Origin of the sequence: Nocardia sp. CA-128927 (assembly GCF_050955855.1) — a bacterium.
Taxonomy (GTDB): Bacteria; Actinomycetota; Actinomycetes; order Mycobacteriales; family Mycobacteriaceae; genus Nocardia.
Genome location: NZ_CP192087.1, coordinates 1,884,924 through 1,900,102, shown reverse-complemented (window position 1 = coordinate 1,900,102; position 15,179 = coordinate 1,884,924). Strand labels below are relative to the sequence as shown.

The following is a 15,179-nucleotide window of genomic DNA, read 5'->3' as shown; positions in this document are numbered from 1 at the left end:
ACCGTCAGCGCATCAGCTGGGGTATCGGGCTGTTGCCCACCGCTTGGACAGGTTCCGGACAGCTCGCCACAACAGCCGGCAGTTGTTCGAAGTAGTCGCCGACCGCGAACCGCTTGCCGAGGTTGACCGACACCTCGTCGCGATCCTGATATTCAGAAGCTCTGATGACCCGGAATTCGAAACTGACTCTCGTTCGGCCGGATGTATTCGGCACATTTCCGTGCTCGAGGCTGGATGCCTTGAAGATAAGGGCCGAACCGACCGAAACGACGGCCGGTTGGAAGTCTCGCGCACCCTTCGACGACTCCAGCCAGACGCAATTTCGATCGTTCACCGTAGTCAACGGCACCCAGATATTGGTCTCGCTCGGATGGTGTCCGGATTCGCTGTCCCGATGCCACTTTGCCACGGCAACGTCGCCGGGCACCTGAAAACGGAAATTCGGCTTCGATTGGTACACGACGTCCTCACCGAACAGTGGCCGAACCCATTCGGCAACGAATCGGGCATAGACGTCGTAGAACTCGCGGCCGATCTTGTACAGCAGCCGATGCAGGTCTGTTGCTTGCTCGTTCTCGGACGTCAGCCGCGGCACATCGTGGTACTTGTGCAGATCTTCCAGTGTGTCGACACCGAGGTGCGAACGCATGAGCTGGTCGAAAGGGTACTTCCGGACATCGTATGGCCGGTCCCACCAGGCACGCTCCGACAACGCCCATACCCTTCCATTGCCCGAAAGTGACCGACACTGGGCCCATGTCGGTTGACAGCGGGCGGACGCAGTCTAGCGGACGCTATCGGGCATCCCTCCAGCATCCAAGGGCGAGTCGCCACGTCCCGATCACAGTCGGCGACCGACCAAGTACGACCCCTTCGGAGTCGCGGCGTCCGCGTAGCGGCACAGGCTGTGCGGTGAGTTAGCTGTGCCGCCCCATCCGGCCCGACCGTAGCCACGCCGAATAGAAGGGGATGCCGAACGGCCGGAACCAAATCTTTTGCACAAAGAACTGCCAGGCCGCGACGGTGACGCCGACCATGCCGATCCCGGTTACCGAAAGTACCCACTCCCGGTCATGACTGCGAGCAACGGCGATCATCCCCATCAGCGCGAGTACCAACGCGGCAAGGAACCCGAAGCCAACCAGGACGTCCACCACCCGGCGTCGAAACTTCGCACTGCGGTGGTGTTTACGGACTTCCTCCATCAACTCGTCCGAGAGTGCCGTCTCCGCTATACGGGACGCCAGTTTGATCTGCGATGCCGAGATCCACATCGTGGAAGCCAATATCAGTCCTTTACCGCGCACCTTGGCCAGGAGCACCGGGCCTCTGTCGCTATCGGGACCGTCGTTGTACAGCAACGGTATCCAGTCCGAGCCCCACCACGTGAACCAGCCGAACCAAATGGAAGTCGATATGCCATTTCGCGGGTCGTAGCGTATTCCGCCTCTCGCCCGTCCGTCACTGTTCTTCGGTATGAATTCGTCTGGGACATAACCGAAGATCTCGTGTGGTCGCGCCTTACACAGGTTCAACTCGGGGTCCAACGGATCGGACAGTCCACGCAGAATCGGATGGTTTTTCCGTGCACGGTCCCGCCGCGCCCTGGTGCCGTGCGCGGTTGCGCGACTCGGCCAGTCGGTGACGACGCGGAGCTCGCCTGCCCCGAGCACGGCGTCGTAGGACTCCTGCACCGGACGTGACTGGGCCGTCTGGGACTCGATGAAGACTATCGCCTGCCCTTTCATCAGTTCGCCCACATGGACTCTCGCCTGCGTTCGCAGGTACGTCAATGTGGCATCGGACCGGTACAGCGGGTCACCGTTGGCCGAGTCCCAGCTGATGATGAACAGCTTCGTCGCGGCGTACAGCTCGGTGGATGTCGGAAAGGTTGTCACAGAGTAGATCTCCGGATCAGGGATCGAATCCTGTGAGTCCTCGGCCGACAGCCGAATGTCTTTCCAGAAGCAATATCGCGATGGCGGCGGATTTTGTATATAGGGAGTCGGGAGTTGGAAATTCAGAATACCCCGCGCACCCGCAGCGGTTTCGCCAGGATCGGCGATGACCACAATCCTCTTGTGTGGCAAATCGGACATACCGTCACCAACTTCCGAAGGGGCAGAGTTCAGCGATAGACTCCGCGGCCATTCAGCAAGTCTAAGGCCTGATTGCTCTGTGCCGCTGTCGTTCTCGTAGCTGACGCACTACATGCGACTCGACTGCATTCCAGACGTGGCACCAGCAACCATTCGCGCAAACCTGGCTACATGCGGAATGAAGTACAGAAGTCACCATCAGATGCAAACACTCCTGAGGGGGCCCCACGGCTAGCGGCAAACTCGGCACTGAGGGACCCGGCAAGTGCATCAGTTGGGTCTGGGGTTGTTGCCAACCGCTTGGACGCGGGATCAGCTGAAGAAGCGACGCAGCTCCGCGGCAACGAGTTCAGGCTTCCCATCATTGAATGCCGCGGTGTGCCCGACACCAGCCAGCGTCACATACCTCGCATCCGGCAGCACCGTGTGCAGTTGGTCCAGCGCCTCCTTCAGATACTCAATGCTTTTGGTGCCTCCGAGTAGCAGTGTGTCGCAACGCAGTTCGGCCACTTCCGCCCACCGATCGCCGACGCTGCGGACGATCTCGACGTCGTAGCGCCCAGTCGGGACGAGATCACGCAACGCCACCCCGTCGCGGCCACTGTCCATCCGCAACGCCAACGCCATAACCGGCATCAGCAGGAACCGCGGCAGCGACGCGATGCTCCGTACGTCGCCGGTGCCCTTGAGGATGGTGACGAACGCGGCGGCGATCCGGCCCTCGGCGAGCTCACGGTTATAACGTACCGCCCACGTCAACGGCGACACCCCGCCCGCGGCAAGCGGCGGCTCGTACAACGCGAGCTTCGTGATCTCCGGCAGCGCCAATGCCGCACGCAGCGCGATCACCGCACCCGAGCTCAGCCCGAACACGTTGTGGGCGCCGGTCTCTCGCAGCAGCGCGGCAAGATCCTCGATCTCGGCCCCGATCCCGTAGTCCGGCCCGACCGTCCCACTCATGCCGCGACCGCGTCGATCGGGCGCGTAGACGGTGAAGTCCTCGGCCAGTGCCCGGGCGAGCTCGTCGAACAGCTGCGCCGTCATCATCGCGCCGTGCACCAGGATCACGCCCGGTCCACGGCCGATCCGCCGATAGCCGATCGGCGTGCCGTCACTCGACCACACCGACCCCGTCTCGAATTCCGTCGATCGCACCGCATTGCTTCGCATGCGAACAGCCTGATCCCCACCGATTGCGCAGCGCTTGCACCGTGCTGTCACATCCAAGGTAGGCAAGGCTAGGCTATGTTCGATCATTGTCGAACATAGTGGAGAAACGACCCGATGGACCTACCGAGAATCCAGCCCCGGCGCTGGTCAGGGTGGTTGTCCGCGGCGGCGGTGCTGGCGGCGGCGTGCCTGCTCAGCCTCGTCGTCGGCACGAAGTCCGTGTCGATCCCCGATATCTGGGCGGCGATCTGGGACAGTAACGGCTCCCCCAATCATGTGATCGTCACCGAATACCGGGTGCCGCGGACCCTGCTCGGCCTGCTCGCCGGGCTCGCGCTCGGTGTCGCGGGTTGCCTGATGCAGGGGCTCACCCGCAACCCGCTGGCCGATCCCGGCCTCCTCGGCGTCAACGCGGGCGCGGCCTTCGCCATCACCCTCGCGGTCGCCTTCCTCGGCGTCACCGAGATCACGTCGTATGTGTGGTTCGGGTTCGCCGGGGCGGCCGTGGTGTCGCTGGTGGTGTACCGGTTGGGCACCGCGGGCAGGCAGGGTTCGGACCCGATCCGGCTGACCCTGGCGGGTGTCGCGGTCACCGCAGCGCTGACCGGACTGACCAAGGGCTTGATCCTGTTGCACCCCAAGGCCTTCGATGAATGGCGGCAGTGGGATTCGGGATCGCTGACCGGCCGTGGTTATGACGTCATCGGTGGCGCCGCCCCGTTCATCGCCGTCGGTGTGATCGCCGCGGTCATCGCGTCCCGCTCGCTCAACTCCCTCGCGCTCGGCGACGACCTCGCGCGCTCGCTCGGCGTCCACGTCGGGCGCACCCGCCTGCTCACCGTGGTGGCACTCACGCTGCTGTGCGGCACGGCGACCGCGGCGGTGGGTCCGATCACCTTCGTCGGCTTGGCGGTGCCGCACGTGGCACGCTGGATCGTCGGCGCCGACCAACGCTGGATCATCGCCTACTCGATGCTGCTCGCGCCGATCCTGGTGCTGGGCTCGGATGTGATCGGCCGCATCATCATCCGGCCCGACGAGGTGCCCGCCGGATTGGTGAGCGCGTTCCTCGGCGCACCGGTGCTGATCTGGCTGGCCCGCCGCGACCAGGTTGGTTCGTCGTGAGCTCCGGGATCGATTTCGGCCGGTCGATGCTGCGGCTCCGGTCCCGCCGCACCGGGATCACGGCGCGCATCGGAGTACGCACCGTGGTGGTCTGCGCGGTGCTGCTGATCGCGGCCCTCGTCATCGCCGTGCTGGCGCTCGGCACCGGCGACTACCCGATTCCACCCGATCGGGTGCTGCGCGTGCTGTTCGTCGGGGACAACCGGTTCGAACGGCTTGTCGTGTGGCAGTGGCGTTTTCCTCGAGTGGTCCTGGCTCTCGCACTCGGCGCGGCGCTGGGCCTGAGCGGTGCGATCCTGCAATCGGTGACCCGAAATCCGTTGGGCAGCCCGGATATCGTCGGCTTCAACACCGGCGCCTACACCGGCGCGCTGATCGCCATGCTCATGCTCGGCGGCGGCCACTTCCAGACCGCCCTCGGCGCGTTGCTCGGTGGCCTCGGCGCGGCAGTGGTCATCCAGCTACTTGCCTTCCGGCACAACGTGACCGGTTTCCGGCTGATCATCATCGGTATCGGTGTGAGCGCCATGTTGGCCTCGGTCAACACCTGGCTGATTCTGCGTGCCGATCTGAATTCGGCAATGTCGGCCGCCGCTTGGGGCGCGGGTTCGCTGAGCGGTTTGTCGTGGACACAGGTCGGGCCCGCGCTCGTACTGTTGGCCGTGCTGACCATTGTGGTGATCCCGGCCGCGCCTCGATTGCACGTCCTGGAACTGGGTGACGATCTGGCGCGTGCGTTCGGCGTCAAGGTGGGGCGGGCGCGGCTGCTGCTGATCGTGCTGAGCGTCGCGCTCACGTCGGTGGCCACCGCGGTCGCCGGGCCGATCGCGTTCGTCGCCCTTGCGGCACCGCAGTTGGGTCGTCGGCTGGCGCGCACGCCGTCCACCGCGCTCGTGCCCGCCGCGGCGATGGGGGCGCTGCTGCTGATCACCGGCGACTGGGTCGCGCAGCGAGCCTTCGCGCCGACTCAGCTGCCGGTCGGCGTGGTGACCGTGTCGATCGGCGGCGTGTATCTGGCGTATCTGCTGGTGACCGAGGCTCGGCGGACCTAGAGGAAATGACGATGAACGAAAAGCATGATCCCCAGGTCGAATCGGGCGCGGACGAGGCGAAAACCGCCGCGCTGCGGGCAGATCGGGTTCGCCTCGGTTACCGCGGCCGCACGATCAGCGACCAGCTGTCGGTGGACATCCCGGACGGTGAATTCACCGTCGTCATCGGCCCGAACGCCTGCGGTAAGTCCACGCTGTTGCGCGCACTGGCCCGGTTGCTCACGCCCGAATCCGGTGCGGTGCTGCTGGATGGGAAGGCGATCGCGACGTATCCGGCGAAGGAGGTGGCGCGCCGGATCGGGCTGCTCCCGCAGTCCTCGATCGCGCCGGACGGCATCCGGGTCGCCGATCTGGTTGCCCGCGGCCGATACCCGCACCAGTCGCTGTTGCGGCAATGGTCGAAGGCGGACGAGGACGCGGTGGCCGCGGCCATGGCGGCGACGGGTGTGACGGACCTGTCGGCCCGGCCGGTGGACGAGCTGTCCGGCGGTCAGCGCCAACGGGTCTGGATCGCGATGGTGCTCGCCCAGGACACCCCGATGATCCTGCTCGACGAGCCGACCACCTATCTGGACATCGCGCATCAGATCAATCTGCTCGATCTGTGCCGATCGCTGAATCGCGAGTCCGGCCGCACCGTGGTCGCCGTCCTGCACGACCTGAACCACGCCTTCCGTTACGCGGGCCATCTCATCGCCATGAAGGACGGCCGGGTGGTCGCGGCGGGTGCGCCCGCCGACATCGTCACCGCCGAGTTGGTGCGGGAGGTCTTCGATCTCGGCTGCCGGATTATCGACGACCCGGAAACCGGTGCGCCGCTGGTCATTCCGCTCGCACACAATGCCGCACAGGTGGGCTGACCGGTTCGGCCCGCGAATGAGCTTGTCCAACAACACGATAAGGATCACCGATTCATGACGCTGTACCGAATGACGGCCCGCTTACGCGCCGTCGTCGCCCTGTTGATACTCGCGCTGGTCGCGGTGGCCGGGTGTAGCAGTTCCACCTCGGACCCGGCCGACAAGTCCGCCACCCGGCAGGTGCAGACCGAGCGCGGCGCCATCACGGTTCCGGCGAATCCGCAGCGCATCGCCGTGGTCAACGGCGCGCTCGCCGGGTATCTCTTCGACCTCGGTGTCCCGGTGAAGGCCGCGGACCCGCGGGTACTCGGCGTCACGCTGAAGCCGGGCGAGTTCCCGGCGGCCTGGGACGCGGACGCCAAAAAGCAAGGCACCGCGCTGCTTCCGTCCGGCGACGACATCAATCTGGAGTTCATCGCCGCCCAGCAGCCGGACCTGATCATCGGTGGCGGGCAGGGCTTCCCCGCCCAGCAGTCCATCCAGGCCTACGATCAGCTCTCCGCCATCGCCCCGACCGTGCTGGTGTCGACCACCTTCACCAACTGGCAGGACCAACTGAAGGCGGTCGCGGACGCGGTGGGCCGGGCCGACCGGGTGGACGGGCTGATCGGCCAGTACAACGACAAGGTCGCGAAGGTCAGGTCCTCGATCAAGCCGCCGCAGGGCGCGGTCTCCGTCTTCCAGTCACGCAAGGACCTGAAGCCGTCGGTGATCGCACCCGGCACCCCGCTGGCCACGCTGCTGACCGAGGCCGGCTTCACCATCGACAAGCAGGTGGAGGCCAAGGCCGGTAACCCCTCGCGGCCAGCCGCGGCGGACTGGGTGTCGTTCAGTCCGGAACTGCTGACCACCGTCGTCGATGCCCCCGCGTTGATCGTCATCCAGCTCGACGGCGGTCGCACCCTCGACCAGCTGAAGCAGGACCCGATGCTGGCCAATCTCCCGGCCTTCCGGTCCGGCCAGGTCTATGAGCTGCCCGCGACCAGCCAGCGCCCGGACTACCGCAATGTCATGAGCACCCTCGACCTCCTGGCGGCACGCTTCAAGTGACAGTCGACGTGCACTGTTGACCAGCAATCTGGATCCCGCACGGGCGGTTCGGGTTACCGGCGTCGGTAACCTGGTTCGAGGGTTGGAATTTCGAGCCGACCGCACCGTGTGGGGGTAGCAATGAACGAGGAATCGGTACGGCGGCCGAAGGGGCTCGGTAAGCGCGCGTGGCTGACCACGAAGCTGGTGCGGCGGGTGCTGCGCACGCTGGCCTGGTCGAATGTCGTGCGCGTCACGGTGATCGGCCGCGAAGCGGTGCCGAAGACCGGGCCGGTGATCGTGGCCAGCAATCACATCTCGATGCTGGACGCGGTCTTCCTCTGGGGCGCGCTGCGGCGACGAGCCGTCGCCATCGCCATGGCGGAACTGTGGTCGTGGCCGGTGGTGGGGTGGCTGGTGCGGCGGCTCGGCCAGATTCCGGTGTTGCGCCGCAACAGCGAGTCCGGGCAGTCCGCGCTGTCGCAGGCCGAGCAGATTCTCCGGCACGGTGGGGTGCTGCTCATCTATCCGGAGGGGCGACTTGTCGCTGCCGGAGAGCATGAGACTTACAAACCGGGTGTAGCGAAACTTGCGCTGGCGACCGGGGTTCCGATCATTCCCGTCGGCACCACCGGCACCGATCGGGTGCTGCCGATGCGGCGCACCCGCGGCACCGGGCCGGCCTTCGACCGCCGCCAGCAAGTGACGATCCACTTCGGTGCACCCATCCACCCCGGCGACTTCGACGACCCGGAGAAGCTGCTCGACCACCTGCGCACGCAGATCGAAGACCTGCGCATTGTGGATTGACCTACAACGTTATTCGTTGGCGCTCCCGATCGGAGTCGGCAGGAATCCCGACTTCATGAAGGCACCGATGTAGGTGTCGAGCACGCTCTCGTCGATCGGCAGGCAGCTGATCGCGCTCCCGGCCAGCGTTTCTCGCGTGTTGGTGCAATCCACCACGAGCTCGCCCGCGCCGCCCGCATAGTTGCCGCCGAGCAGGGCGGCACGCACCAAGGAGTCGTCACCCGCCAGGTAGCGGGCGTTCGCTTCGTCGGCAAGCCGGAGTTGGATGGTTTCGAGTGGTGCGATCTCGATGGGCAGTCCGCGCTTGCGCAGACTCTCGAAGATGTCGCGGATCGCCAGTGGTGTGTCGTTCACCAGGTGGTATGCGGTGGCGGTCGCGGGGCCGATGGAGATCTCCACGATGGCGCGCGCCACGTACGTCACCGGGGCCAGCGAGATCGTGGCCGCACCCACGTAGGGGGCCATCCCGAGGATCGCCGCCGCTCGGATCATGTTCCAGAACGAGTCGTCGGCGCTGTTGACGCCGACCTGGAGATCGCCGGAAACCAGTCCGGGCCGGTAGATCCGGGTGGGCACACCGCGCTCGCCTGCTTGCAGGATCAGTTGCTCTGCCGCCCATTTGCTCGCGATGTATCCCTGCGCGGGCAGTTCGTCGGCGCTGATTCTGGTGGCCTCGTCGACCGGTGCGTCGGTGTGGACGGTGGAGATCACGGTGTTGATGGTGGAGACGAAATGGACGGGTTTGATCCGGTGAGTTGTCGCCAGGCGCAACACCTCTCGGGTGCCCTCGACATTGGCGGCGCGCAGCCGGGAATACGGCTCGAGGTGATTGACGTGGGCGCCGTTGTGGTAGATGACGTCGATCCGTTCGGCGAGCCACGCGTGGCAGGTCTCGGACAGCCCGAGCGACGGTTCGGCGAGATCGCCTGGCACGGGGACGATTCGGGCCTCCGGTGCGTCACCCCACAGCTGGTAGCGCTCTAAGGCTTCGTTGATCCGGTCGCGTGCCGCGCGGACGGAGTCGGCACGGACCAGACACCAGACGACGACGTCGGTCCGGTCGAGTAGCTCGCGCAGCAGGTATGCCCCGACGAAACCGGTCGCGCCGGTCAACAGCACGTCACGCGCGCGTCCCTGGTGGATCGGGGCGAGGTCGACGGTCGAAACCTCCGGTCCGAGTACGGCATCGGCGGTGATCATGGCCGGGCTGTGCACCGGGGCGTCCTGGCCCGCGATGCGTGCGGCGAGGCCGCGCACGGTGGAGGCACCGAACAGCGTCGCTACCGGCAGCTCTACGCCGAGTCGGGCCGACAGGGCGTGTTGCAGAGTGAGGGTGAGCAACGAAGTGCCGCCCCGAGCGAAGAAGTCGTCGTCGGCGCCGACCCGTTCGACGCCGAGCACCTCCGCGAACACCTCGGCGACGATCTCCTCGGTTCGGGTGCCAGGTGTACGGAAGGCCGCGGCTCCGAAGGTTGGCTCCGGCAAGGCCTTTCGGTCCAGCTTGCCGACCGGTGTCAGCGGAATCTCGTCGAGCACCAGGATCGCGGCGGGCACCATATGCCGTGGCAGGCTGCGCTCGGCGTACTCGGTGAGCCGATCCGTGTCCAGCTCGTGGCCGGTTACGGCACGCACATACGACACCAGAACCGTTTCCCCGGTGGGGGTTTCGTGGCCGATCGTGACCGCGAAGTCGACATCTTCGTTGCTGCCGAGCACCCCATCGATCTCGCCGAGTTCGATGCGGAAGCCACGGATCTTCACCTGGAAGTCCGATCGTCCGACGTACTTCAGCTCCCACGGCTGTTGCGCGGGGACGGCCTGTTCGGGCGGCGCGCACCAGCGCACCAGATCGCCCGTACGGAACATGCGCGCACCTGGCTCGCCCCACGGGTTGGCGACGAACCTGCCCGCAGTGAGCCCGGCGCGCGCGTGATAGCCGCGAGCCAATGCTTTCCCGGCCAAATACAATTCACCGGTGACGCCGGGCGGTACCGGATGCAGTCGCGAGTCCAGCACCAATGCCGCGACACCGCGCACCGGTGCGCCGATGGTGATCTCACGGCCCGCGGTCTGCGCGCCGAGGGTCACGGCGATGGTGGCCTCGGTCGGACCATAGGCGTTGATGTACCGGCGGCCAGGCTGCCACTTCGCCACCAACTCCGGTGCGGTGACGTCACCGCCGACCAGCAAAGTCCCGGTTGACACGCCGGTGGGATCGACGGTGCTCAGCACCGCCGGGGTGACGCTGCAATGCGTCACTTGCTCGTCGCGCAGTACCGTCGCGAACTCGGGCCCGCCGATCACGGTGGGCGGCATGATGACCAGGGTCGCGCCGACCGACAACGTACACAACCACTCCAATACCGCCGGGTCGAAGCTCGGCGAAATCGAGTGCAGCAGTCGATGGTTCGGTTCGAGCCCGAGGACACCCACGGTGTGCTCGATCAGCCCGGCCAGTCCGGCGTGGGTGACCATGACGCCCTTCGGCACGCCTGTGGAACCGGAGGTGTAGATCAGGTACGCCGGATTGTGCAGGCGCAGTGGCGCAATCCGGTCGGCATCGGTGATCGGCAGCGCGGATCGTCGCGCGCACACCGTCGCGATGGCCGGGTGATCGAGCATCAGCCAGGTCACCTCGTCGGGCAGGCGATCGACGTATTCGGTGTCGGTCAGGCCGATCATCGCCGCCGAATCGGTCACCATGTGCCGCATCCGGTCCACCGGATAGGTCGGATCGACGGGCACATACGCACCACCGGCTTTGGTGACCGCCAGCGCCGCTACGAGCATCTGACGCGAGCGCGGGAAAGCCAGCGCGACAATGCGTTCCGGTCCCACTCCGAGACCGATGAGGAATCGCGCCAGCCTGGACGAATGGTCGTCGAGTTCACCGTAGGTGATCGATAGACCTTGATCGCGCACCGCGATCCGGTCACGCCCCCAACGCACACCACGAATCATCAGGTCCGGCATAAGCGCGCCCGCCGCGGCAGGCTGGGCCCGGGTCAACGCGGCGTACTCGTCGTCGGTCAGCAGCGCAAGGTCGCCGACGGGTAGTTGCGGCCGCGCGACGATTGCCGCCAGCATCCGCACGAACCGGTCCGCCAGCACCCGGATCGTGGCTTCGTCGAACAGGTCTCGCGCGAAGGAGAACTGCGCGGCCATGCCCGCAGCCGTCTCCCGGACCGCCAGAGACAGGTCGAACTTCTCGATGCCCGGCTCGAAATCGACTGCGGCGACCTGCAATCCAGGCAACTCGAAGGCGGCATCCGGCAGGTTCTGGAAGACGAACCCGACCTGGAACAACGGGTTTCGTGCCGTCGACCGATCCGGGTTCAGCGATTCCACCAGCCGCTCGAACGGGATATCGGCGTGCTCGAACGCCTGCAGATCTACTTCGCGGACCTGCTCGAGCAGCGCACCGAAGCTCTCCTGCCCGTGGACCCGGGTGCGCAGTACCAGCGTGTTGACGAACATGCCGATCACCGCATCGAGTTCGGACTCGCCGCGACCCGCCACCGCCGTGCCGACGGCGATGTCGTCGGTGCCCGACCAGCGGGCCAGGAAGATCGCCAGCGCGGTGTGCAGCACCATGAACAGCGTCGCATTGTGCGCTCGGGCGAGCTCGGACAGTTCGCGTACCACCTCGCCGTCGATCGAAAACGGCACGTGCCCACCGGTGAACGATCGCATGGGTGGTCGAGGCCGGTCGAAGGGCAGTTCGAGCTCGTCGGGCAGGTCGGCCAGCGCGGTACGCCAGTATTCGATCTGCCGCGAGAGCACGCTGTCCGGGTCGGTCTCGGCGCCGAGCGTTTCCCGCTGCCAGATGCTGAAGTCGGCGTACTGTACCGGTAGCGGCGCCCAATCCGGTGCTGCACCAGCCGATCTGGCCGCGTACGCCATCATCACGTCGCGGGTCAGCGGCACCATCGACCAACCGTCACTGCAGATGTGGTGGGCGACGAACACCAGCACGTGTTCGGTTTCGAGGGCATCATCGGTCTCGACACGGAATAGGTTGGCCCGCAACGGAATCTCGGCCGCTACGTCGAAGCCCGCGGAAGCCACTTCGACAATCCGCGGCAGCACCGTAGCCGCCTCGACCGATTCCGGAGCGAGGTCGATAACGGCTTCCTCGGCGGTCCGGATCGACTGGTAGGCAACACCATTGTGCTGCGGATACACCGTGCGCAGTATCTCGTGCCGCGCTATCACGTCCGCGATGGCCTGGCGCAGTGCCGCGACTTCCAGATCGCCGGTCAGCCGCACCGCGATGGGGATGTTGTAAACCGCCGAATCCCGGTCGAACTGGTTGAGGAACCACATTCGCTGCTGGGCCATCGACAGCGGGATCTGCTCCGGCCGAGGCCCGGCCACCAACGCCCGGCGACCCCCGGCGCCCAGGTGCCGTCCGATCTCGGCGGCCAACGCGGCCACCGTCGGCGCGGTGAACAGCAGGCGGGCGGGCACCCGCGCGTCCAATGCCGCACCGAGCCGGGCCGCGACCTGCGTGGCCAGCAGCGAGTTGCCGCCGAGTGCGAAGAAGTTGTCGTTCAAGCCCGTTCGGGCGACGCCGAGCACCGTCGCGAACACGTCGGCCACTGCTTCTTCGACGGCGTTTTCCGGCGCACGGAACACCGCGGTTTCGACTACCGGCGCGGGTAGCGCCTTACGATCCAACTTGCCGTGCGCGGTCAGCGGTATCGCGTCGATGACAACGAAGGCCGCGGGAACCATGTAGTCGGGCAACACCCGCGCCACCTCGGTGCGCAACGCTGGGATGTCCGGTTGCCCAACCAGATACGCCACGATGCGCTGGTCGCCTGGCGCATCCTCGCGAACGACCACGGCGGCTTGGCGAACCGATTCCATGGCCAGCACGGCAGCCTCGATCTCGCCGAGTTCGATGCGGAAGCCACGCACCTTCACTTGGTCGTCGGCACGTCCCAGGTATACGAGATCGCCGTCGGCGTTCCACGAGGCCAGGTCGCCGGAGCGGTACAGGCGGGAGCCGCCTGCTACGAAGGGGTTGGCCACGAACCGCGCGGCCGTCAATCCGGCGTTGCCGAGATAGCCGCGCGCCAATTGCGTTCCGGCGAGGTAGATCTCGCCCGCGACCCCGGTCGGCACCGGATTCAAGCGGTCGTCCAACACCCAGATTCGCAAACCCGGTATGGCAGAGCCGATTACGCTGCGGTTGCTCGCCGAGACTCGATGAATGGTCGCGTGGACGGTCGTTTCGGTGATGCCGTACATGTTCACCAGTTGCATCTCGCCGTGGCGGGCGCGCCAGTCGTCGAGTCGGTGGAACTCGAGCGCCTCGCCGCCGAACACGATGTACCGCAACGACAACGGGACGGTCGCCGATGCCGTGCGGTCCGCTTCGGCCAACTGATAGAACGCCGAAGGGGTTTGGTTGAGTACGGTCACCCGCTCGTCGCGCAGCAACTCCAGGAACTGATCGGCGGCTCGCGAGGTGTCGTAGTCCACGACAACCAACGTGCCGCCGTGCAGCAGCGGTCCCCACAGTTCCCAGACCGAGAAGTCGAACGCGTACGAATGGAACATCGTCCACACATCGCGGTGGTCGAAGTTGAACTGCGCCCGCGTATTCGCGAACAAAGTCACGACATTGCGGTGCGGGATCTGCACCCCTTTGGGGCGTCCCGTCGAACCGGACGTGTAGATCACGTACGCGAGGTTCTCCGGGCGCAGTGCGATCGCTCGGTCCGCGTCGGTGATCGGCGAGCCGTCCAGGTCGGGAAGGTCGCTGTCGCGCACCGTGATCGAGGGTGCCGCGATGGGCAGGGTGCTGCCCGGCTCCGTCACCACACACATCGGCTCGGCATCGGCGAGCAAGTAGGTGATCCGATCCGCCGGGTACGCCGGATCGACCGGCAGGTAGCCGCCGCCCGCCTTCACCGTCGCGAGCAAGGCGACCACCAGGTCCAGCGATCGGGGCAACGCCACCGCCACCAGCGGCTCCGGGCCGATGCCCAGCGCAATCAGCTTGCGCGCCAGCCTGTTCGCCTGGATATCCAAGTCGCGGTAGGTCAGTGTCTCGGCGCCGAATTTGACCGCCGTCGCGTCGGGGTGCGTCGCCACCACGTCGTCGAACAACTCGCTGAGTGTCTTTCCCTGCACGGGAGACGCCGAGCGGGGGAAGAGTGTGGAGAAGAACTCGCCGAGGGGTCCCGATAGCCGGTGCCGATCCGGCCCCGCGCCGATTGCGGCTACGTCTGCCTGCTTCACCGGCACGGCGTCGTATATGCCCGTCGAGCCGGCGGTCACGAAGGCGATGTCATCCTCTTGGATGGGACGTAACCGATCCTCATACGTCACGGGATCGCTCGACAGCTGGGCGAGTTCGCCCCGCACACCGGGATCATCGACCAGCAGCCACTCGATCGAGCCCTGCGCCGCACTCGATCCAGACCACGGTGTGCCCGCCATGAGACCGATCGCCGGTCGCGCATCGGACAGCAGGTACTCCGCCTGCTCCGCTGACTCATTCGCATCGACCACGACGAAGCCCGCCCCGGTTTTCGCCACCGCCCACATCGCCGACACCGCGCCGATCGGCGACGCGATAGCCACCGCGACAAGGTCCCCAGGGCCGACTTCGCGCCCGATCAACAATCGCGCCAACCGCGACGACACCTCGTCGAGCTCGCGATAGCGGAGCACCGCCCCGCCGAACACCACGGCCACCCCATCGGGGTCGGCCTCCGCCGCCACCGCCAACAGCCGCGGCAGGATCGCTGCCTTGGGCCGTCGGGGCACTGGGCGCGTGCGCACTGGTTCTCGCACTGGCCCGGACGCGTTTTCCCTCACACCTGCCTCCCCTACACATTGCTTTACTTCAGCAGATTGCTCACCGTTCGTCGCCGGTTATTGGTCACTTGACCAGTTCGCGACAGGTAGACCCTTTCGGGTCGGTGACGTCGCCGTCGCCCCCAACCGTCGGATTCCTATCACGAACCGACCGATCTACCGCACATTTGGCTTTCCAATTGAAATTAGCCATCCAATAG

General features: G+C 66.1%; 9 protein-coding genes. 5 read left to right on the top strand and 4 right to left on the bottom strand.

The window, feature by feature from the left end; all coding sequences use genetic code 11:
* Positions 1 to 4: 4 nt before the first annotated feature.
* From ACQPW1_RS08915 to ACQPW1_RS08905, 3 genes are all read right to left on the bottom strand, one after another.
* Positions 5 to 649: a hypothetical protein gene (locus ACQPW1_RS08915; RefSeq protein ID WP_433662254.1), complete on the bottom strand. Its 645-nt coding sequence runs from the start codon at positions 647 to 649 to the stop codon at positions 5 to 7.
* Between the two features lie 268 nt (positions 650 to 917).
* The gene (locus tag ACQPW1_RS08910; RefSeq protein WP_433662253.1) at positions 918 to 2,072 is read right to left on the bottom strand and encodes a hypothetical protein; all 1,155 of its coding nucleotides are present in this window, start codon (positions 2,070 to 2,072) and stop codon (positions 918 to 920) included.
* A gap of 339 nt (positions 2,073 to 2,411) precedes the next feature.
* The gene (locus ACQPW1_RS08905) at positions 2,412 to 3,269 is read right to left on the bottom strand and encodes an alpha/beta fold hydrolase (protein WP_433662252.1); all 858 of its coding nucleotides are present in this window, start codon (positions 3,267 to 3,269) and stop codon (positions 2,412 to 2,414) included.
* Between the two features lie 114 nt (positions 3,270 to 3,383).
* On the opposite strand from ACQPW1_RS08905, the gene ACQPW1_RS08900 reads away from it, so the two are divergent.
* The 5 genes from ACQPW1_RS08900 to ACQPW1_RS08880 all read left to right on the top strand — a co-directional run bounded on the left by ACQPW1_RS08900 (position 3,384) and on the right by ACQPW1_RS08880 (position 8,145).
* Entirely contained in the window at positions 3,384 to 4,394 is a 1,011-nt protein-coding gene (locus ACQPW1_RS08900) for a FecCD family ABC transporter permease (protein ID WP_433662251.1), read from the top strand.
* Between the two features lie 26 nt (positions 4,395 to 4,420).
* Complete coding sequence (locus tag ACQPW1_RS08895; protein ID WP_433665187.1) at positions 4,421 to 5,446, top strand: FecCD family ABC transporter permease; 1,026 nt, start codon at positions 4,421 to 4,423, stop codon at positions 5,444 to 5,446.
* Between the two features lie 11 nt (positions 5,447 to 5,457).
* Positions 5,458 to 6,306 carry an ABC transporter ATP-binding protein gene (locus ACQPW1_RS08890; protein WP_433662250.1) on the top strand — a complete coding sequence of 283 codons (849 nt, stop codon included), beginning with the start codon at positions 5,458 to 5,460 and terminating at the stop codon, positions 6,304 to 6,306.
* A gap of 54 nt (positions 6,307 to 6,360) precedes the next feature.
* A complete protein-coding gene (locus ACQPW1_RS08885) occupies positions 6,361 to 7,356 on the top strand; it encodes a Fe2+-enterobactin ABC transporter substrate-binding protein (RefSeq protein ID WP_433662249.1) in 996 nt (331 codons plus the stop codon).
* 120 nt (positions 7,357 to 7,476) lie between these two features.
* On the top strand, positions 7,477 to 8,145 hold the full coding sequence (locus ACQPW1_RS08880; RefSeq protein WP_433662248.1) for a lysophospholipid acyltransferase family protein: 669 nt from the start codon (positions 7,477 to 7,479) through the stop codon (positions 8,143 to 8,145).
* A 9-nt stretch (positions 8,146 to 8,154) separates the two neighbouring features.
* Here the strand turns inward: ACQPW1_RS08880 and ACQPW1_RS08875 are convergent, their stop codons facing one another.
* On the bottom strand, positions 8,155 to 14,943 hold the full coding sequence (locus tag ACQPW1_RS08875) for an amino acid adenylation domain-containing protein (protein ID WP_433662247.1): 6,789 nt from the start codon (positions 14,941 to 14,943) through the stop codon (positions 8,155 to 8,157).
* Between the last annotated feature and the right edge of the window lie 236 nt (positions 14,944 to 15,179).

Excerpts from the sequence above, each read along its gene's own strand:
- ACQPW1_RS08915 (WP_433662254.1), bottom strand. The coding sequence starts at position 649 with ATGCGTTCGCACCTCGGTGTCGACACACTGGAAGATCTGCACAAGTAC.
- ACQPW1_RS08905 (WP_433662252.1), bottom strand. The coding sequence starts at position 3,269 with ATGCGAAGCAATGCGGTGCGATCGACGGAATTCGAGACGGGGTCGGTG.
- ACQPW1_RS08900 (WP_433662251.1), top strand. The coding sequence starts at position 3,384 with ATGGACCTACCGAGAATCCAGCCCCGGCGCTGGTCAGGGTGGTTGTCC.
- ACQPW1_RS08895 (WP_433665187.1), top strand. The coding sequence starts at position 4,421 with ATGCTGCGGCTCCGGTCCCGCCGCACCGGGATCACGGCGCGCATCGGA.
- ACQPW1_RS08890 (WP_433662250.1), top strand. The coding sequence starts at position 5,458 with ATGAACGAAAAGCATGATCCCCAGGTCGAATCGGGCGCGGACGAGGCG.
- ACQPW1_RS08885 (WP_433662249.1), top strand. The coding sequence starts at position 6,361 with ATGACGCTGTACCGAATGACGGCCCGCTTACGCGCCGTCGTCGCCCTG.
- ACQPW1_RS08880 (WP_433662248.1), top strand. The coding sequence starts at position 7,477 with ATGAACGAGGAATCGGTACGGCGGCCGAAGGGGCTCGGTAAGCGCGCG.